Origin of the sequence: Pseudomonas sp. CFBP13509, from assembly GCF_005233485.1 — a bacterium.
GTDB classification, from domain to species: domain Bacteria; phylum Pseudomonadota; class Gammaproteobacteria; order Pseudomonadales; family Pseudomonadaceae; genus Aquipseudomonas; species Aquipseudomonas marginalis.
The window spans coordinates 239907-258747 of record NZ_QGAA01000009.1; the positions used below are offsets into that span (position 1 = coordinate 239907).

An 18841-nucleotide genomic window follows, 5' to 3' on the forward strand; every position below is an offset into this window, starting at 1 on the left:
GCAACACACCCTCAGACAGTGATTGCAGGGAAAACCGACCAAGGTCCGGTTGCCACTGGGGGCAAGCTGTGAATCTCTTCAATATGCGTCGCCCCGTGCCCAGCCTGGACGACCTGGTGCTGGAGGCTTCACCCGATACGCTGTCCAGCGAGGCGCTGATGCCCACCGTGGCGAGGCCGCCTCAGGTTTTCGTTCGTGGCCAGGGCTCGTGGCTGTGGGACAGCGACGAGCGTGCCTACCTGGATTTCAGCCAGGGCAACGCTGCCAACAGCCTCGGCCACAGCCCGCAGGTCTTGATCAAAGCCCTTGCCGACCAGACCCAGGCCCTGATCAATCCAGGCCTGGGGCTGCATAACCGCGCTCAACTCAATCTTGTCGACCGCCTGTGCCATCGTACCGGCAGCGACCAGGCCTACCTGCTCAACAGTGGCGCCGAGGCCTGCGAAGCGGCGATCAAGTTGGCGCGCAAGTGGGGCCAACTGCATCGCGGCGGGGCCTACCGCATTATCAGCGCGAGCAATGGTTGCCATGGTCGCAGTTTCGCGGCACTGGCGGCGTCGGGGGGAGCGCTGGAAAACCGCTTTGAACCGCAATTGCCCGGCTTCAGCCATGTGCCGTTCAACGATCTGCCGGCCCTGCATGCAGCGGTCGATGCACAGACAGTCGCCATCCTGCTGGAGCCGGTCCAGAGCGAGGCCGGTGTGATCCCCGCGACGGAGCATTACCTCAAGGGGGTTGAACGGCTGTGCCGCGAACTGGGGATCCTGCTGATCCTCGACGAAGTACAAACCGGCCTTGGCCGTTGCGGCACCTTGCTTGCCGAACAGCAATACGGCGTGCGAGCCGACATCATCACCCTCGGCAAAGGCCTGGGCGGCGGCGTGCCATTGGCTGCGCTGCTGGCGCGCGGCAACGCCTGTTGCTTCGACGTGGGTGAGCTGGAAGGTACCCATCATGGCAACGCATTGATGGCATCGGCCGGGCAGGCGGTACTCGATACGGTGCTGGAGCACGGCTTCCTGGAACACGTACGTGAATCCGGCCTTTACCTGGGCGAAGGCCTTGCCCGACTGGCCTACCGCTACGACCAGGGCCAATTGCGCGGCCACGGCCTGATGTGGGGCCTGACGTTGGCGGATGATTCTGCAGATGCAGTGGTAAAAGCCGCCCTGCACGAAGGCCTGATCCTCAACGCCCCGCAACCTGACTGCCTGCGCTTCACCCCGGCGCTTACGGTGAGCAAAAGCAACATCGACGAAATGCTCCTGCGCCTGGCCCGCGCTTTTTCCCGGGTGCGCACCGCCCAGTTGCAATGCCGCAAGGGCATCGCTGTTTAACCCACATTCCTGAACCGTCTCGCGGTATACGCGGCGCCTCCAGCCTGATTCTTTCGGCTGGGGGCGTTTTTTTGCGTGTGAAATTTTTGGATTGAAAGCGTTGATTGATCGCCTGTGAAAACAATGGCTTTTTAGCGTGCGTCGATAAGGACTGTCGACGGAGCATTGGTTGCTCCACTTCTAATCTATGCCACTGGGTGGTATGTTTATGGGAAGGGATATCCATGAGGCTTAGGTTGTTTAAAACCAGGAATTTTGCTGAGGCGGCCAGAAAGGCGTGGATCTGTGATTCGGAGTTGAGGGAGGCGTTCGGCCAATTGCTCAGGGGGCAAGCTGACAATTTGGGAGGTGGTGTCTGGAAGAAACGCCTCAAAGAGAACCGACATCGATCTATTGTCTTGGCCAAGGGCAGGCATTACTGGGTTTATAACTCTCTTTTTGACAAGCAGAGGCGAAGCAATATCAGCCATAAGGAACTCAGCGCGTTGCGAGCACTGGCTAAGGTTTATGAAGGGTTAAACGAGGTACAGGTTCAACACCTTCTGGATAGTGGGGAATTTGTGGAGATGCACCATGACCAAAAAATATGAAAGCGAAATTCTTGAGTCTGTTCACCAATCTGCCAAAGCGCTTTATGCAATTGGCGCCATCAACAAAACTACTCTTCGTGAGTTCGACGAGGCATGCCTTGCAAAGATCCCCGCGCAAATCCCTGCCGAACAGATCAAGCAGCTACGTGAAAGTAGCCATGTCAGCCAACCGGTGTTTGCTCGTTACCTGAATACCAGCGCCTCCACGGTGAAGAAATGGGAATCTGGCGAGAAGCAACCCAGCGGCATGGCGCTCAAACTTCTTAGCATCGTGCAAAAGCATGGGTTAGAAATTCTGGCCTGAAGGATGGCCCGGTGCCAGATCCCACTGAACCCTCACGAACGCCCAAGGTCGATTAGCTACACGGCTCACACGAGCCGATTTTCTGGAGCTGACCCATGGACATCATTCGTATCATCATCGCCATTCTGCTGCCGCCACTGGGTGTGTTCCTGCAAGTGGGTTTCGCCGGCGCGTTCTGGCTGAATATTCTGCTGACCTTGTGCGGTTACTTCCCAGGCATCATTCACGCCGTGTACATCATCGCCAAGCGCTGAGCCCGTCAGCCTTTTGCGATGAGCCGTGAATTGCGCTCATTGCGAAAGGCCAGTTGCTCGATGGTCTGGGTAGCGTGCTCGGCTTCTTCCCGCGCCTTGAGGATGATGCCGTGCTGCTCGGACTTGCTGCACACCGGGTCGGCATTGCTCGCATCCCCCGTGAGCATGAAGGCCTGGCAACGGCAGCCACCGAAATCCTTTTCCTTTTCATCGCACGAACGACACGGCTCGGGCATCCAGTCGTAGCCGCGAAAGCGGTTGAACCCGAAAGAGTCGTACCAGATGTGCTGCATGCTGTGGTCGCGCACATTGGGAAACTGCACCGGCATTTGTCGGGCGCCGTGGCAGGGCAGGGCGGTGCCGTCTGGCGTCACGGTCAGAAAGATACTGCCCCAGCCGTTCATACAGGCCTTCGGGCGCTCCTCGTAGTAGTCCGGTGTCACGAAGATCAGCTTGCACGGATGGCCTTCGGCTTCGAGCTTGGCACGGTATTCGTTGGTGATGCGTTCGGCGCGCACCAGTTGTTCCTTCGTCGGCAATAAACCCACGCGATTGAGTTGTGCCCAGCCATAGAACTGGCAGGTGGCAAGCTCGACAAAATCCGCCTCCAGCGCAATACACAGCTCGATGATGCGGTCGATCTTGTCGATATTGTGCCGATGGGTGACGAAGTTCAGCACCATCGGGTAGCCATGCGCCTTCACGGCGCGGGCCATTTCCAGTTTTTGCGCAAAGGCTTTTTTCGAACCGGCCAGCAGGTTGTTCACCTGTTCGTCGCTGGCCTGGAAGCTGATCTGGATATGGTCCAGGCCGGCTTTCTTGAAGTCGCTGATCTTCTGCTCGGTCAGGCCGATGCCTGAGGTGATCAGGTTGGTGTAGAACCCCAGCTTGCGCGCCTCGGCGATCAACTCGGCGAGGTCCTGGCGCACCAGCGGCTCACCGCCGGAAAACCCCAACTGCGCCGCGCCCATCTCGCGGGCCTCACGAAATACCTTGATCCACTGCTCGGTGCTCAGCTCCTTGCCCTGCTCGGCAAAGTCCAGCGGGTTGGAGCAATACGGGCATTGCAGCGGGCAGCGATAGGTCAGCTCGGCGAGCAACCACAGCGGCAGGCCGATGGCGGGTTTTTCAGGCAAGGGTGATCCAGTGCTCAGCACGGGCGACCTCCATGAATTGCTCGATGTCGTCACCCAGCTCAGGTACGCCGGGGAACTGTTCTTCGAGGGCGGTAATGATCGCCGCCACGTCGCGCTCACCGTCAATCAGGCCACCAATCAGCGCGGCGCTGTCGTTGAGCTTGATCATGCCTTCGGGGTAGAGCAACACATGGCCTTTTTGCGCGGGTTCGTACTGGTAGCGGTAGCCCTGGCGCCAGGTCGGTTTTCTGCTGCGATCAAAGCTCATAGGGTGATCCCTTTATGCCAGACCCGCTGCTCGGTCACGCTGTGATACGGCGGGCGTTTCAGTTCGTAGGCCATGCTCATGGCATCCAGCATGCTCCACAGGATGTCGAGTTTGAACTGGAGGATTTCCAGCATGCGCTCCTGGCCTTCTCGGGTGGTGTAGTGCTGCAAGGTGATTGCCAGCCCATGCTCCACGTCGCGCCGCGCCTGGCCCAGGCGGGTGCGGAAATATTCGTAGCCGGTGGGGTCGATCCACGGGTAGTGCTGCGGCCAGCTGTCGAGGCGCGATTGGTGGATCTGCGGCGCGAACAGCTCGGTGAGCGAGCTGCTGGCGGCTTCCTGCCAGCTGGCGCGGCGCGCAAAGTTGACGTAGGCGTCTACCGCAAAGCGTACGCCGGGCAATACCAATTCCTGGGAGCGCAACTGGTCGGGGTCGAGGCCGACCGCTTGGCCCAAACGCAGCCAGGCTTCGATACCGCCGTCCTCACCCGGTGCGCCATCGTGGTCGAGCAGGCGCTGAATCCACTCGCGACGGATCTCGCGGTCCGGGCAGTTGGCCAGGATCGCCGCGTCTTTCAGCGGGATGTTCACCTGGTAATAGAAACGGTTGGCGACCCAGCCCTGGATCTGCTCGCGGGTGGCACGGCCTTCATACATCGCCACGTGGTACGGGTGATGGATATGGTAGAAGGCGCCTTTGGCCCGCAAGGCGGCTTCGAATTCGGCGGTGTTCATCGGTCTATCAGTCATAAGAGGTCTCCTGTAGGAGCGAGCTTGCTCGCGAAGGTCGTTAACGATGACGTGGGCGTTCTGAATGAGCACGGTGCCCTTGGGTTTTTCGCGGGCAAGCCCGCTCCTACAGTTCGATGCTCATGCCGTCGTAAGCGACTTCGACATTGCGCCGCACCAGTTCCGCGCGCTCGGGAGAATCTTCATCGAGGATCGGGTTGGTGTTGTTGATGTGGATAAGCACCTTGCGCTGCTTGGGCAACTGCTCCAGCACTTCGAGCATGCCGCCGGGGCCATTTTGCGCCAGGTGGCCCATCTCGCGGCCGGTGCGGGTGCCGACGCCACGGCGCTGCATTTCATCGTCGTCCCACATCGTACCGTCCACCAGCAGGCAATCGCTGCCGGCCATGATCTCCAGCAACGGCGCGTCGACCTTGCCCAGGCCCGGGGCGTAGAACAGTTTGCCGCCGGTGCGCAGGTCTTCGACGATCAGGCCGATGTTATCGCCTGGGTGCGGGTCGAAGCGGTGCGGCGAGTACGGTGGGGCGGCGCTACGCAGGGGCAACGGGGTGAAGCGCAGGTTGGGGCAGGCCGGGATGGTGAAGCTGGCATCCAGCTCGATGCGGTTCCAGGCCAGGCCGCCGTTCCAGTGGGTGAGCATGGTGAACAGCGGGAAGCCGGTGCTCAGGTCTTCATGGACCATGTCGGTGCACCACACCTGGTGCGGGCAACCTTCGCGCAGGCTCAACAGGCCGGTGGTGTGGTCGATCTGGCTGTCCATCAGGATGATGGCACTGATGCCGGTGTCGCGCAGTGCGCGGCCGGGCTGCATCGGCGCAAAACCCTGGAGTTGCGCGCGGATATCCGGTGAGGCATTGCACAGTACCCAGTTCACGCCATCGTCGGAAATGGCGATGGACGACTGGGTCCGCGCCTGCGCCCGCAGGCTGCCGTCACGAAAACCTGCGCAGTTCACGCAGTTGCAGTTCCACTGCGGGAAGCCGCCGCCAGCGGCGGAACCTAGAATCTGGACAAACATGGCCGCTCCATCAAGCAAAGCTCAAAACAAAAACGCCCCGGGCGAACCGAGGCGTTGTATTACCCAGCGGCTTAGCGGCTGGCGAAGTACATGGTGACTTCGAAGCCGATACGCAGATCAGTGTAAGCAGGTTTGGACCAGGTCATATTCTTACTCCTACGAAGGGATGGGACGTTTACTACCAAGTAATACATATAGTCCACCTCCAGTCGGAGATGTTCAGATGTGTGCGTGGGAATGTTACGCAATTCTTCTCAAGTTAGCGCTGTCTTGGTGGAAAAAGCCTGTTGCAGGGTTGGCAATGATCAGCTCGCCGGTTGCCAGCTCTCGTCGACAGGTGGGCCGTTGGCGATGCAGCGCCAGCCGCCGGTCGCGTCGTGCAGTTGTTGGGCCGCGTGTTGCAGGTCCTCCCGTGTGCGGGCCTGGATCAGCTGTTGAAGCCGGTACAGATAATCCGACGGGTGGCCCGCCAGGCGCGCGTGCCAAAGCAGTTCGGCGCTTTGGGTGATCGGTAACGTCGCGGCGCAGAACTGCTGTGCCAAGGCGTGATTGCCCACGTCACTGGTGCCGTCGATCAACAACGGTAGGTGTTTCAGGAAGGCTTTCAGGTGATCGACGATACCTGCCAGTGAAACGCTGGGTGATTGCACACCCAACAGCAGGCCGGTTTGCCCGTTGATCTGTCGGACACCGCTGAATACGGCGTAGCCCAATTGCAACTCGACCCTCAGGCGTTGGTAGAACGGCCCTTGGAGCAGGTGCCCAAGCAGCCGCCATGAGGCTTCATCGGCCAGGGATTGGCTGGGTGCCGGGCAAAACAGCAGCACCGCGGCTTCGGTTGAGGCAGTTTTAACCGTATGCCACACACGTTGACCACCGAGGTGTTGAAGAGACGGTTCGAAGTGTGCAGGTTGCCCGGGCAGACGGGCGGCGGCGGCCTTTATCAACGTTTCACATGCGGCGGGCAGACTCAGCCCCAGGCCGTGCCAGCGGGCAGTGGCCCAGGATCCAGGCTGTTCGCTGGCGTCGGCACGGCCGGTGGCGCAGCACGTGGGCAGGGCCTGGAGCAGTTCCCGGATAGCGATCATGGGCGCAGGTGCCGGGGCAGTTTCCTGCGGCAGGTTGAGGTGTTGCGCCAACGCCTCCAGCACGGCCGGCATCGGCTCGTGCAGTCCTATCATTTTCATCCGCCACTCATTGCCGGTGGCTTCGAACGATAATTCGACGCCCGCCTGGCGCGCATGCTCACGCAATGGCTGCAAGGTGTTTTCCAGCCCGGCAGGCGCTGGCGCGTCGAAGCGCCACTGTGCATACAGCGCGCCTTCATCGCCGTCATCCGCCAAGGCCTGGCTGAAGGTCAGCGCCGATACGTCCCTTCGCCCCCGTGAACGATCCTGGGCAAACGTGCGCAAGCCTCGGTGAGCGCTGGTTTGGCCACGGATCAGGCCGGCGCGTTCTTCTTTGACCGGTGGGCGCAGGAACGGGTTGTTCGGCGGCAGTTGCCAACGGTGTTCGGCGGGCGGCAAATGCAGTGAATCAAGCAGGGCCTTGAGCGCGGCGACGCCCTGTTCACTGAGGTCTTCGCTGTCGTTTCGAGCCAATGCCAGGGCGCCCTGGACCTGTTGTTGGCGAGCGTTCAGCAGGGCGAACTCTTCGCGCAGTGGCGTCCAATCGCTGTGGGCGAAAAAGCTCAGCCAGTCGTGCAGCAGCGTCTCAATGTGTGTGGGCGGTTCGTCCTTGCTGTCGAGTGTAAAGTCGATGTCCAGCACGGCTTGACCGGCGAAGTGGTACAGCACCGATGCCTGCAGGACGCTGGCCAAGTGTCGGGTTTTCAACTCGGCGAGCAGCCCGCCCGGCGCAGAGGCATTGAGCCAGGTGCAGAGGAAATCCAGGGCTTCACGGGGCGCGTCACAGGTGATGACGTGGTGCAAGTGGTTGTTGTCGATGTGTTGATAGCGCCGAGCCTGGCCTTGCATCAAGGCCGATGGTGAGGCCTGCGGATGCAAGGGGCCAGCGATCAGTTGCGCGCTGAAACGCTGCGCCAGGGCTTCCAGTTCTTGCAGCGGTTGCGGGCCGGCGAGGCTCAATGTCATCTGCCCGCTCTGATAGAAATGCGTGTGGAATTCCCGCAGTGCTTGCTGAAACGCCTCGCGCTCCACCGGCAGGCTGTCGCGGTTGCCCGCGTGAAAGCCGCGCAGTGGATGATCCGCTGCCAAGCCTTCTAGCAGCGCCACCTGCTGCTGTGCCTTGGCATCCTGGGACCAGGCGACGTACTCGGCGTGCAGCACTTCGCGCTCGCGCCGTTGATCTTCCAGGGTCAGGCGCGGATGGGTCAGCATGTCCGCCAGTCGCTCCAGCCCGTGCGCATAGACTGAAACCGGTAGTTCAAAGAAGAAGTCCGTGGTGCGTTCGCGGGTGCTTGCATTCACTTGGCCGCCGTGGCGCTGTACGTAGGCCATCAGCCCTTCGCCTGCAGGAAATCGCTCGGTTCCCAGAAACAACAAATGCTCAAGAAAATGCGCCAGTCCCGGCCAGGCCAACGGCACGTCGTGGCTGCCGGCAGCCACCCGCAGCGCCGCCGCGCAACGTTTTAAGCGCGGTGCATGGCGCAGGGAAACCCGCAGGCCATTGGCCAGGGTCAGGTGAACGGGATAAAGGTGGGCCGGGGCGGGCATGGGCACTTCCAGAACGGGCAAGTGCCTATGCTAACAAACCCATTCAGTCAGGGCTTGTACAGCGGGCCGTAAAGCTCGGGACGCCGGTCTTGCAGGTAATGGTTGGCGGCGCGGGCGTCGAGGATCGATTGCCGGTCCACTGTCCCGACAATCAAGGCTTCATCCAGGCCGGCCTGGGCGATTCGCTGACCATCTGGTGCGGCAATGCTGCTTTGCCCGCAGTACTGGATATCGCCTTCGTGCCCGCAGTAATTGGCGTAGGCCACGTAGCACTGGTTCTCGAAGGCCCGCGCCCGCACGGTGACATCGGCGACGAAGTCGAACGGCACCATATTGGCGGTGGGCACCAGGATCAGCTCGGCACCGGCCAGGGCCAGGCGTCGGGTGTTTTCCGGGAACTCCAGGTCATAGCAGATCAGGAACCCCAACTTCCATCCGTTGAGTTCCACCAGCGGGAAATCATCGTCGCCGGCACTGAACATCGAGTGATCCAGATCGCCGAACAGATGGGTCTTGCGGTAGTTGCACAGGCGCTGGCCGTGGGCGTCGATCAACTGCACGGCGTTGTAGATCTGCCCGTCTTCGGCCCGCTCCGGGTAGCCGTACAGAATCGCCAGCCCGGCGCTCTGCGCGATTTCGGCAACGGCTTGGGCAGACTCCCCGTCCTGGGCTTCGGCCAAGGCACCCACGGCTTCGGCACCGATGTTGTAACCGGTGAGGAACATCTCCGGCAGCACCAGCACATCGGCACCGGACGCTTCATGCGCCAGTTGGTGCAGACGCTTGAGGTTGCCTGCGACATCCAGCGGCAGCGGTGGGCATTGGTACAGGGCGACGCGCATGTTCAACTCCTTAGTCAGCCAGGGCAATCGGCCCGATCTCATCGAACACATCACCCGGCCCCGGGTTCTCGGGGTGAGTGCTGCCACCAAAGTGGTTCATGATGCCCCACACCGCGTTCAATGAGGTTTGTACCGCGCCCTCCACCCATGCTGGAGTCCAGGACACGTCGTCACCGGCGATAAAAATCCCACGCTGTTCAGCGGGCATGTCCTTCTGCATGAAGTGCGCATACATACGTTGGTTGTAGCGGTAGTGACCCGGCAGCGCGCCTTTGAAGGCCCCGAGGAAATGCGGGTCGGCTTCCCAGGACACGGTGATCGGGTCGCCGATGATGCGCGCCTTGATGTCGACTTTCGGGTAGATCTTGTTCAAGGCGTCCAGCGCCAGTTTCACCCGTTTGTCGATGGGCTGCGGGAGCATTTTCAGCGCGTCGCTCATCCACGAGTACGACAGGCAGATCACCCCTGGCTTGTCGTCGCCGTTGTCGAAAAGGTAAGTGCCGCGCGTGAGGCGATCGGTGAGGGTCATGCTCATCAGGTCGCGGCCGGTCTCCGGGTCTTTGTCTTTCCAGAACGGGCGGTCGACCATCACGAAGGTCTTTGACGATTGCATGTAGCGCGTGCGGTCGAGGGCCATCCACATCTTTTGCGAGAACAGTGTTTCATCGCACTCGATCTGGGTGGTCAGCAGCCAGCTTTGGCAGGTGGTGAGCACGGCCGCGTATTCGCGGGTATCGCCGTAGTTGTCGGTCACCGCGAAACGGCCATCGGCAGCATGGGCGATGCGTTTTACCCCGGCCCGTGGTGCACCGCGGTGCAGCGAGCTCAGGCTGGTACCGGCGGGCCAATGGGCGCAACGCTCCGGCACATGGCGCCAGATGCCCATCGGCACCTGGGCTACGCCGCCGACCACCAGGTGCTGGTGATCGTCACAGTTGGTCATGACCACGCGGAATATTTCCAGCATGGAGTTGGGGAAATCCGAGTCCCAGCCACCGGTGCCGAAACCTACCTGGCCAAACACCTCGCGGTGGTGGAACGACAACTTGGCGAAGGCCTTGGAGGTGGCTACGAAGTCGTAGAAGGTGCGGTCGTCCCACAAGGGCACCAACTTGTTCCACAGCGCTTTGAGGCGTGGCACATCACGGTCGCGGATGGCTTGCTGGATATCGCCGAACTGCGAGCCGGCTTCCAGGGCGTCGGCCCAGGCGTCAGCCACTTCCTGGAACAGCGCAGGCAGATCGGACAGCTTTTGTGCGTAGTGGGTCTGGCCTTCGAGATCGATCACCGTACTGCCGGAAGCCGGCGTCAGCGGGTTGGGGAAGGGTTTGGTTTCCAGACCCAGCTTGTCGACGTAGTGATAGAACGCGGTAGAGGACACCGGAAAACGCATGCCGCCCAACTCGGCGATGATGCCTTCGGCGCCTTCGAAGGCCTGGGAACGCAAACGGCCGCCCATCTTCGAGGCCTCATACACCACGGGCTTGAGGCCCAGCTTCATCAGCTCGTAGGCGGCGACCAGCCCGGCGATACCGGCGCCGACGATGGCCACTTCGGCGCCATGATTGGCGGCGGGGATACTGCCGAGTCCGGCGGGGTGTTCGATCCAGTCATCGAAGGCGAACGGGAAATCCGGGCCAAAGATGGTGATGGGTTTTTTACCGTCGGCAGGGTGGCGATGGGTCTTGCTGATAGTGCTGGACGGAATGCTCATGGCGGGCCCTTGCTGACGACTCGGCGGGAAGTGACCCGCTGAGTATAGGAAAAGATGGCAGCCAGTTTAGGGAGCGTTGCGTTCGTTAATAAGACGCAAAGTGTCGTCGGAATGAATTGTTTTTAGTCATAGTGACGAATTAGGTGGTCAGATTGGTTGGCCGCGATCCAATTTGTTACTGAGGATGATCGATGTGGTGGTTTTCTCCACGCCATCGACACTGCCGATCTGGTCCAGTAATTGATCGAGCTGTTCCGGCGAATCGGTGCGCAACCAGGCCACGTAATCGAACTCGCCGCTGACCGCGCACAATTGTTGAACCTGGGCCATGGCGCTCAGCCTGCGCAGCACTTCTTTGCCCGAGCGCGGTTGCACGGTGATCCCCACATAGGCCTGCAAGCCGCCATCTGCCACGCGTTGACCCAGGCGCACACCATAACCGGTGATCACCTGGGTTTTCTCCAGGCGCGCAAGGCGCGACGTCACCGTGGTGCGCGCAATGCCCAACTGCCGGGCAAGCATGGCCACGCTTTCGCGGGCGTTGATCTGCAAGGCGGCGATCAACTGGCGATCGATTTCATCTAGAACAGGCACGTGGGGCTCCGTGACGGGCGGCAATGGGAACGCATGTTACAGGCTTGGATCGGCCAGCAGGCAGCGGGCAAACAGTTGTGGTACCGGCAGGTGACGTTGGCTGTAGCGGCCCAGCAGGATGATCTCGCGGAAAAAAGTCAGCTTGCCCAGCGGGATTATTCTTACTTGGGGCGAGCGCTCCAGCCACAAGCCTGCCTTTGGAATCAACGATACGCCCAGGCCACACTCCACCATCCTGACGATGGCTTCGAGTTCATCCAGCTCCAGCGCCACTTGCACCTCAAGCTTCTGCTCGCGCAGAAACCGGCTTACGAGTCGGCCGCCAAACGAAGCACGGTCATAGCGCACATGGGGCTGGGTGTTGAGTAGGTGCAAAGGGTCGTCGCCCACCAATGTGTTCGGCACGACCAACACGAACGGCTCCTTGCGCAGCACCTGCACATACAACTCCTTGGGCAGGTCGAAGGGCGGTCGAATGATGATTGCCGAATCCAACTCTCCAGCGTCGACCTGGTTCAACAGTTCCAGGGAGACACCAGGCACCAACTTGCACTCAACCGTTGGCGCGGCCTGGCGCAAGCGCACCAGCGCCTGGGGCAGCAAACCGGTTTGAGCCGTAGTGATAGCACCGACTTTCAACTCACCCCGGTATTCATTGGTATTCACCGGCACCGCCATGCGGTTGAAGGTCTCCAGAATCTCCTTGGCCAAGGGTAATGCGCGCAAACCGGCGGCATTCAGGGTGGCCTGGCGGCCGGTGCGGTCGAACAGCTGCACGCCCAGCGCTTGCTCCAACTGACGAATCTGGGCACTCACCGCTGACTGCGTCAGCCCGATATGCATGCCCGCTGACGCAAACGTCCCGTGGCGCGTTACCGCAATAAAGGTCTTCAATTCACGCAGCATCGATGTCTCGATTCATCAAAAATTTTTGAGCTCGACGCAAAAACTATCGTCTTTTCATCGTTGGGAGCAAGGCTAAACTCGGGTTACTAACGCCCATAGAGGTTTGAACTGATGACACTCGCGCCCTTTCACCTGGCAATTCCGGTATTCGATCTCGCCGCTGCACGGCACTTCTACGGCGACGTCTTTGGGTTGGAGGAGGGCCGCTCCAGCGAACACTGGGTCGACTTCAACTTCTTCGGCCATCAACTGGTGATCCACGAACACCCGAAAACCGCCTCCCAGGAAGCCGCCCACACCAACGCCGTCGACGGCCACGACGTGCCCGTGCCGCATTTTGGCGTGGTGCTGGGCTGGGAAGATTGGCACGCCCTGGCAGACCGTTTACAGGCGCGGCAGACGACGTTTGTGTTGGAACCGCATATTCGGTTCAAGGGACAGGTGGGTGAGCAGGCGACCTTGTTCCTGTTCGACCCGTGCGGCAATGCGTTGGAGTTCAAGGCATTCAGGGATATTGGGCAGTTGTTTGCGAAGTAAGGTTGTACGCAGCCCCCCACGCAAAACGTCTGTGCCAGACACACAAAAGCCGCGCAATGCGCGGCTTTCGAATTGGTGGGCCCACACGGACTTGAACCGTGGACCAAAGGATTATGAGTCCTCTGCTCTGACCAACTGAGCTATAGGCCCTCAGTAGGTCGCGGATTATAACGATGGTTTCTCCACTGTGCTATCCGAAAAATCCTCAATGCTCCTGCGAAGGAAGGTAGCCGCAAAAAGCTCGGGCGGTAGTGGCAGGCTGACAATGTAGCCCTGCATCTGTTCGCAGCCTTCAGCGGCCAGGAAGGCTTGCTGCGCGGGGTTCTCCACGCCTTCTGCGATGATGGTGAATTGCATGCTGTGGCCCAGGGCGATGATGGCGCGCACGATGGCGACGTCGTGGGGGTCGTCAGGCAGGCCGCGGACGAAGGACTGGTCGATCTTCAGGAAATCCAGGGGCAGGCGCTTGAGATAGCTGAGGGACGAATAGCCGGTGCCGAAATCGTCGATCGCCAGCTGTACGCCCAGGCGCTTGAGTTGGTGCAGGACTGCCAGCGCTTCTTCGGCCTGGCTCATGATGAAGTTTTCAGTGATCTCCAGTTGCAGGCAGCCCGGTTCGAGGCTGTAGTCGCGTAGTAGCTGTTCGATACGAGCCAGTAAACCAGGGTGGCGCAGTTGCGCGCCGGCGAGGTTGACCGATAGCGGGCCAAAACCATCGAAAGTGCTTTGCCAGGTGTGCATTTGCAGGCAGGCGTGCTCCAGCACCCAGTCGCCAATCTGCAGGATCATGCCGTTCTCTTCGGCCAGGGCAATGAAGTGTTCGGGCGAGACGTCGCCAAAGGTGGGGTGGTGCCAGCGGATCAAGGCTTCGGCGCCGATCAATTCTTGTGTCAGCAGGCTCAGTTTTGGCTGGTAATACAGGACCAACTCATCACGTTCGATGGCTCGCCGCAGTTCGTGCTCCAGTGCCACGCGCTCGTTGGCCTGAGCTGTCAGGTCGCGGGTGTAACTTTCGACCCGGTTACGCCCCTTGGCCTTGGAGCGGTACATCGCGGCGTCGGCGTTCTTGACCAGGGTGGCCACGTCGGTGCCGTCCTGGGGGTACAGGCTGGTGCCGATGCTGGCGCTGATGAAGAACTCGTGTTCGCCGGCCTGGAACGGTGGGGTGAAGCAGGCCAGCAGCTTATTGGCCAGTTGCTCGGCGTCGCTGGCGTGTTGCAGGCCGGGCAGCAGGATGATGAATTCATCGCCGCCCAGGCGCGCGACGGTGTCGATGTCACGCAGTTGCTCCTTGAGGCGTACTGCGATGTCTTTGAGCAGCAGGTCGCCGATCGGGTGGCCGAGGCTGTCATTGATGTGTTTGAAACGATCCAGGTCGAGAAACAGCACCGCGCCTTGTTTGCCGGTTTCCTGATGGCCGTTGAGGGCCGCCTGCAGCCGACTTTCAAACAGTGTGCGGTTCGGCAGGCCGGTCAGCGGGTCGTGGTGCGCCTGATAGTCGAGGCGCGCCTGGGCCAGCTTGAGGCTGGAGATGTCGGCAAACACCGCGACAAAATGCGTGATCAACTGGTCGCGGTTGCGCACGGCGCTGATGGTCAGCCAGCTGGGGTACAACTCGCCGTTCTTGCGGCGGTTGGAGATTTCGCCCTGCCAATGACCTTGGGCCGTCAACTGGTGCCACATGGCGGCGTAGAAGGCACTGTCATGCAGGCCGGAGGCGAGCAGGCGCGGTGTCTGGCCAAGGGCTTCGGCTTCGCTGTAGCCGGTGATCTCGCTGAAGGCGCGGTTGACGGCGCTGATGTTCTGGCGCGTGTCGGTGATCAATACGCCCTCGGCGGTACTCTCGAATACCGTGGCGGCCTGTTGCAGTTTTTCCTGCATCAGCTGGCGCTCGGTGATGTCCCGGGCGATGGTGAGCATGCAGTCTTCACCGGCAATTGGCAGTGGTCGGCTGGAGACTTCGCACAGCCGGATCTGCCCGTCGCTGCGGCGTATATGGCAGATGAAGTCACGCACGTATCCATCTTGATGCATCAACTCCAGCATGTGTTTGCGTTCGTTAAGATCGACCCAGATGCCCAGGTCAAGGGTCGATTGGTCGAGGGATGTCGTGCTGTTGAAGCCGGTGATGCGACTGAAACCATCGTTCACTTCAATCAGCAGGCCATCCCGCTGGCGGCTCAGCAGCAAGCCATCGGGAGAGGCGTGGAAGGCCTTGGCGAATTTCTCTTCGGAGATTTGCAGTTGTTGCTGGGTTTCCTTGAGCTGGGTGATGTCGCGGACCACCACCACAATGGCTTCAGTGGTGTCGAGTTGAAACGGCTCGGCGGAAATCAGCCCGATAAAGGCCTGGCCATTGCTGCGCAGAAAGGGCATTTCCAGGTTGCGAATGCTGGTGGTTTGCACGCGTTTCAACAGATCGGGGCCGATACCGGGGATGCCCCAGATATTCAGGGCGGTCGCGGTTTTTCCGATCACCTGCGCGGCTTTCAGGCCCACTTGGTCCTCAAATGCTTTGTTGACCTCAAGCAGGCAGCCATCGGACAGTCGCGCGATCACCAGGATGTCCGGGCATTGCTGAAACACGGAAGCAAATTTTTGCTCGGAAAGCTGCAGCGCCTCTTCAGTACGTTTGGCTTCGCTGATGTCGATCATCAAGCCCCGCAACACTGGCTCATGGCCGTGTTCGATCAGGCTCACAATGTCGCGCACCCAAAGGCAGCGGCCGTCCGCCGTGATCACCCGATAGTCGATGCTGTGGTCGCGGTTGGCGCGGGTTTCCCGGTAGCAATAGGCTTCGGCGCGGATGAGGTCGGCGGGGTGAATGATATTGCGCCAGAAGCCCGGAATCAGCCAATGGGCGCGCGGGTAACCGAGCAGATCCTCGGCGTGGGGTGACACATAGCTGTAGGTGAAATCGCTAACGCTGGCTTCCCAGGCGATGGCAGACAGGCTCTCCACCAGGCCGCGATAGTGGTATTCGCTGCTGCGCAGTTCCTGTTCGAGGGCGACGCGGCGGGAAATTTCCGAGCTCAGTCGGCGATTGATCCGAATGACGATGGCCAATACGGTGCTCAACAACAGCACGGCGGGCAGGCCGTACATCAGCAGGTCGGTCCAGAACGTACGGTGGTCGGTGAGGCTGCCCACCCAGTGTTGCTGGATGGCTTCGGTTTCGGCCGGGCTGAGGTCAGCGAGAACCTTGTCCAGGATGCCCACCAGTATTTTGTTGTCCCGTGGTACACCCATCGCCAATTGATAGCGGTACGGCGTTTCACCACTTACGTACAGGCCATCGAGCTTGAGCTGGCGCAGACTCCAGACGCTTGACGCGAGGTCGCCCACCACGGCGTCGACTTCGTCGGTGGCCAACGCCTGCAGCGTCGAACTGACATTGGGCAGGGCCACCAGGTTGAGGTCTGGATGGTGGGTGCGTAGCAGTTCATGGGGGGCATAATTTTCCACCACGGCAATCTTCAGCCCATAAAGGTCATTGAGGTTGCGTGGTCGGGCGCCGCCTTCATGGGCAAGGATGACAATGGGAAAGTCCAGGTAAGGGCGTGTGAATGCCATGAAGTCCTGGCGCTCGGGGGTAGACATGATGCCCGGCAGCAGGTCGAGTTGGTTGTGGCGTGCCCGCTCCAGCAAGGCACTCCAATTGACCGGCTCAATCAGTTTGATCCTGACCCCCAGGCGTTCCTGGATCAGGCGTACGTAGTCCGCCGCCAGGCCTTGGTAGCGGCCCTCTTCATCACGGTATTCGAAAGGTGGCCAGGAGGCGTCCACCCCCACGCGCAACTCCTGATGGTCCGCCAGCCAGCCACGCTCATCATCGCTAAGAGTCAACGCGCCAGCCGTTGCGGTCCAGGTCAGCAGCGACAGCAGTAACACAGTCGGCAATCTGGGCATAACGGTCTCGTTATGGCACGGGGAATGTTTCGAGTGTAGACGGGCATTACGGGGGAGGGGATTTGCGCGGGATTTTATCTGTACAAAGCAAAACCCCCGGCCTGGGCCGGGGGTTCTGGTGTCACTCGTCGAGGAAGGAGCGCAGATGCTCGCTCCGCGTCGGGTGGCGCAACTTGCGCAACGCCTTGGCTTCGATCTGGCGGATCCGCTCGCGGGTCACGTCAAACTGCTTACCGACTTCCTCAAGGGTGTGGTCGGTATTCATGTCGATGCCGAAACGCATGCGCAGTACCTTGGCTTCACGGGCAGTGAGGCCGGACAGTACGTCGCGGGTCGCTTCTTTAAGGCTCTCAACAGTGGCGACATCGATTGGCGACTGCATGGTCGAGTCTTCGATGAAGTCACCCAGGTGGGAGTCTTCGTCATCACCGATCGGGGTTTCCATGGAGATCGGCTCTTTAGCGATCTTCAATACCTTGCGGATTTTATCCTCAGGCATTTCCATGCGTTCGCCCAGCTCTTCCGGGGTCGGTTCGCGACCCATTTCCTGCAACATCTGCCGGGAAATACGGTTGAGCTTGTTGATCGTCTCGATCATGTGCACCGGAATACGGATGGTGCGGGCCTGGTCGGCGATCGAGCGAGTGATCGCCTGACGGATCCACCAGGTGGCATAAGTCGAGAACTTGTAGCCGCGACGGTATTCGAACTTGTCCACAGCCTTCATCAAGCCGATGTTGCCTTCCTGGATCAGATCGAGGAATTGCAGGCCACGGTTGGTGTACTTCTTGGCGATGGAGATCACCAGACGCAAGTTCGCTTCAACCATCTCTTTCTTCGCGCGGCGGGCCTTGGCCTCACCGATCGACATGCGACGGTTGATGTCCTTGATCTCGGCAATCGTCAGACCTGTTTCGGTCTCAAGCGCGGTCAGCTTCTGCTGGCAACGGATGATGTCCGGCTGCAGGCGACCAATGGCTTCAGCGTACTTCGCCTTGCCTTTGGCCAGGGCGTCGCTCCAGCTTTCGTCAACTTCGTGGCCCGGGAACTGGCGCAGGAAGTCGGTACGCGGCATGCGCGCATCACGGACACAGAGCTGCATGATCGCACGCTCTTGTGCACGCAGACGCTCAAGGGCGCTACGAACGCGTTCAACCAGGCCTTCGAATTGCTTCGGGACCAGCTTGATCGGCATGAACAGCTCAGCCAGCGCCAGCAGCTCGGCAATTGCCAGCTTGTTGGAGCGACCGTGCTTTTTCAGGGCCTTGCGGGTGATTTCCATTTGATCGGAAACCGCGCCGAAACGCTGGGCAGCAATGATCGGGTCTGGGCCGCTTTCGACTTCGTCTTCGTCGTCGGTGCTGGCTTCAGCCTCGTCGTCTTCGGTGTCATCGTCCGCTTTCGCGGCTTTGGCATCGACAGGCGGCGGTACTTCGGCAGCAGGCGGCGCGATGCCGTCGTCCGGGTCGATATAACCGCTCAGGACGTCGGACAGGCGGCCACCTTCGGTGGTGACGCGAGTGTACTCGGAGAGAATGTGGTCAACCGTGCCAGGGAAGTGCGCGATTGCGCCCATCACTTCACGGATACCCTCTTCGATACGCTTGGCGATTTCGATCTCGCCTTCGCGCGTCAGCAACTCGACGGTACCCATTTCACGCATATACATGCGCACAGGGTCAGTCGTGCGACCGATGTCGGTCTCCACCGCGGCCAACGCGGCAGCGGCTTCTTCAGCGGCTGCCTCGTCGGTATCGGCGTCGGCCAACATAAGGGCGTCCGCATCCGGAGCACTCTCGTGTACGGGGATCCCCATGTCATTAATCATGCGGATGATGTCTTCCACCTGCTCTGGATCTGAAATATCCTCAGGCAGGTGATCGTTGACCTCTGCGTAAGTCAGATACTTCTGCTCACGACCAAGGGTGATCAACTCTTTGATACGAGACTGCTGTTGCGCTTTTCCGGACATAACACCCTATCCACTGAAGGTCTTGGCGGGCAAAAA

General features: G+C 60.4%; 17 protein-coding genes and 1 tRNA gene. 5 read left to right on the forward strand and 13 right to left on the reverse strand.

Translation table 11 applies throughout. The features are described from left to right. Positions 1-68 precede the first annotated feature (68 nt). The 4 genes from PspCFBP13509_RS17285 (at position 69) to PspCFBP13509_RS17300 (ending at position 2485) form a co-directional block, all read left to right on the forward strand. Entirely contained in the window at positions 69-1337 is a 1269-nt protein-coding gene (locus PspCFBP13509_RS17285; protein ID WP_137212401.1) for an aspartate aminotransferase family protein, read from the forward strand. A gap of 224 nt (positions 1338-1561) precedes the next feature. Continuing rightward, positions 1562-1927, forward strand: coding sequence for a type II toxin-antitoxin system RelE/ParE family toxin (locus tag PspCFBP13509_RS17290; RefSeq protein WP_074847776.1), 366 nt, complete (start codon positions 1562-1564; stop codon positions 1925-1927). Next, on the forward strand, positions 1911-2231 hold the full coding sequence (locus PspCFBP13509_RS17295) for a helix-turn-helix domain-containing protein (RefSeq protein WP_065925406.1): 321 nt from the start codon (positions 1911-1913) through the stop codon (positions 2229-2231). Before PspCFBP13509_RS17290 ends, PspCFBP13509_RS17295 begins: the two co-directional genes overlap by 17 nt. Before the next feature lie 95 nt (positions 2232-2326). Beyond that, the gene (locus tag PspCFBP13509_RS17300; RefSeq protein WP_010207008.1) at positions 2327-2485 is read left to right on the forward strand and encodes a YqaE/Pmp3 family membrane protein; all 159 of its coding nucleotides are present in this window, start codon (positions 2327-2329) and stop codon (positions 2483-2485) included. A 5-nt stretch (positions 2486-2490) separates the two neighbouring features. Here the strand turns inward: PspCFBP13509_RS17300 and pqqE are convergent, their stop codons facing one another. The 10 genes from pqqE to PspCFBP13509_RS17350 form a co-directional block, all read right to left on the reverse strand. After that, a complete protein-coding gene (gene pqqE, locus PspCFBP13509_RS17305; protein ID WP_065938222.1) occupies positions 2491-3621 on the reverse strand; it encodes a pyrroloquinoline quinone biosynthesis protein PqqE in 1131 nt (376 codons plus the stop codon). Beyond that, entirely contained in the window at positions 3614-3889 is a 276-nt protein-coding gene (pqqD, locus tag PspCFBP13509_RS17310; protein ID WP_065925404.1) for a pyrroloquinoline quinone biosynthesis peptide chaperone PqqD, read from the reverse strand. The genes pqqE and pqqD overlap by 8 nt, the downstream gene beginning before the upstream one ends. Further along, positions 3886-4638 (reverse strand): pyrroloquinoline-quinone synthase PqqC, encoded by a 753-nt coding sequence (gene pqqC / locus PspCFBP13509_RS17315; RefSeq protein ID WP_065925403.1) that lies wholly within the window; start codon positions 4636-4638, stop codon positions 3886-3888. Before pqqC ends, pqqD begins: the two co-directional genes overlap by 4 nt. Before the next feature lie 106 nt (positions 4639-4744). Next, a complete protein-coding gene (pqqB, locus tag PspCFBP13509_RS17320) occupies positions 4745-5656 on the reverse strand; it encodes a pyrroloquinoline quinone biosynthesis protein PqqB (RefSeq protein WP_010207003.1) in 912 nt (303 codons plus the stop codon). 71 nt (positions 5657-5727) lie between these two features. Further along, on the reverse strand, positions 5728-5802 hold the full coding sequence (gene pqqA, locus PspCFBP13509_RS17325) for a pyrroloquinoline quinone precursor peptide PqqA (protein WP_003194766.1): 75 nt from the start codon (positions 5800-5802) through the stop codon (positions 5728-5730). A 159-nt stretch (positions 5803-5961) separates the two neighbouring features. Beyond that, positions 5962-8331: a pyrroloquinoline quinone biosynthesis protein PqqF gene (gene pqqF, locus PspCFBP13509_RS17330; RefSeq protein ID WP_137212402.1), complete on the reverse strand. Its 2370-nt coding sequence runs from the start codon at positions 8329-8331 to the stop codon at positions 5962-5964. A gap of 47 nt (positions 8332-8378) precedes the next feature. Beyond that, the gene (locus PspCFBP13509_RS17335) at positions 8379-9173 is read right to left on the reverse strand and encodes a carbon-nitrogen hydrolase family protein (protein WP_065947461.1); all 795 of its coding nucleotides are present in this window, start codon (positions 9171-9173) and stop codon (positions 8379-8381) included. A 10-nt stretch (positions 9174-9183) separates the two neighbouring features. Beyond that, positions 9184-10866, reverse strand: a complete 1683-nt coding sequence (locus PspCFBP13509_RS17340) for a flavin monoamine oxidase family protein (protein ID WP_137212415.1) — start codon at positions 10864-10866, stop codon at positions 9184-9186. A 168-nt stretch (positions 10867-11034) separates the two neighbouring features. Continuing rightward, positions 11035-11481, reverse strand: coding sequence for an Lrp/AsnC family transcriptional regulator (locus PspCFBP13509_RS17345; protein WP_032883895.1), 447 nt, complete (start codon positions 11479-11481; stop codon positions 11035-11037). A 36-nt stretch (positions 11482-11517) separates the two neighbouring features. Further along, the gene (locus PspCFBP13509_RS17350; RefSeq protein WP_065925400.1) at positions 11518-12387 is read right to left on the reverse strand and encodes a LysR family transcriptional regulator; all 870 of its coding nucleotides are present in this window, start codon (positions 12385-12387) and stop codon (positions 11518-11520) included. A gap of 111 nt (positions 12388-12498) precedes the next feature. Here PspCFBP13509_RS17350 and PspCFBP13509_RS17355 point away from each other — a divergent pair, with 111 nt between their 5' ends. Further along, positions 12499-12924, forward strand: a complete 426-nt coding sequence (locus PspCFBP13509_RS17355) for a VOC family protein (RefSeq protein ID WP_027605927.1) — start codon at positions 12499-12501, stop codon at positions 12922-12924. 73 nt (positions 12925-12997) lie between these two features. Here PspCFBP13509_RS17355 and PspCFBP13509_RS17360 read toward each other — a convergent pair. From PspCFBP13509_RS17360 to rpoD, 3 genes are all read right to left on the reverse strand, one after another. Next, positions 12998-13074, reverse strand: a tRNA-Ile gene (locus tag PspCFBP13509_RS17360). Between the two features lie 15 nt (positions 13075-13089). Continuing rightward, positions 13090-16833: a bifunctional diguanylate cyclase/phosphodiesterase gene (locus PspCFBP13509_RS17365; protein WP_065925399.1), complete on the reverse strand. Its 3744-nt coding sequence runs from the start codon at positions 16831-16833 to the stop codon at positions 13090-13092. A 121-nt stretch (positions 16834-16954) separates the two neighbouring features. After that, positions 16955-18805, reverse strand: coding sequence for an RNA polymerase sigma factor RpoD (gene rpoD, locus PspCFBP13509_RS17370; RefSeq protein ID WP_065925398.1), 1851 nt, complete (start codon positions 18803-18805; stop codon positions 16955-16957). Positions 18806-18841 lie beyond the last annotated feature (36 nt).

Coding starts and splice junctions, on each gene's coding strand:
- PspCFBP13509_RS17350 (WP_065925400.1), bottom strand. CDS start 12,387: ATGCTGCGTGAATTGAAGACCTTTATTGCGGTAACGCGCCACGGGACG.
- PspCFBP13509_RS17365 (WP_065925399.1), bottom strand. CDS start 16,833: ATGCCCAGATTGCCGACTGTGTTACTGCTGTCGCTGCTGACCTGGACC.
- PspCFBP13509_RS17295 (WP_065925406.1), top strand. CDS start 1,911: ATGACCAAAAAATATGAAAGCGAAATTCTTGAGTCTGTTCACCAATCT.
- rpoD (WP_065925398.1), bottom strand. CDS start 18,805: ATGTCCGGAAAAGCGCAACAGCAGTCTCGTATCAAAGAGTTGATCACC.
- PspCFBP13509_RS17290 (WP_074847776.1), top strand. CDS start 1,562: ATGAGGCTTAGGTTGTTTAAAACCAGGAATTTTGCTGAGGCGGCCAGA.
- pqqF (WP_137212402.1), bottom strand. CDS start 8,331: ATGCCCGCCCCGGCCCACCTTTATCCCGTTCACCTGACCCTGGCCAAT.
- pqqC (WP_065925403.1), bottom strand. CDS start 4,638: ATGACTGATAGACCGATGAACACCGCCGAATTCGAAGCCGCCTTGCGG.
- pqqD (WP_065925404.1), bottom strand. CDS start 3,889: ATGAGCTTTGATCGCAGCAGAAAACCGACCTGGCGCCAGGGCTACCGC.
- PspCFBP13509_RS17300 (WP_010207008.1), top strand. CDS start 2,327: ATGGACATCATTCGTATCATCATCGCCATTCTGCTGCCGCCACTGGGT.
- PspCFBP13509_RS17335 (WP_065947461.1), bottom strand. CDS start 9,173: ATGCGCGTCGCCCTGTACCAATGCCCACCGCTGCCGCTGGATGTCGCA.
- pqqB (WP_010207003.1), bottom strand. CDS start 5,656: ATGTTTGTCCAGATTCTAGGTTCCGCCGCTGGCGGCGGCTTCCCGCAG.
- PspCFBP13509_RS17355 (WP_027605927.1), top strand. CDS start 12,499: ATGACACTCGCGCCCTTTCACCTGGCAATTCCGGTATTCGATCTCGCC.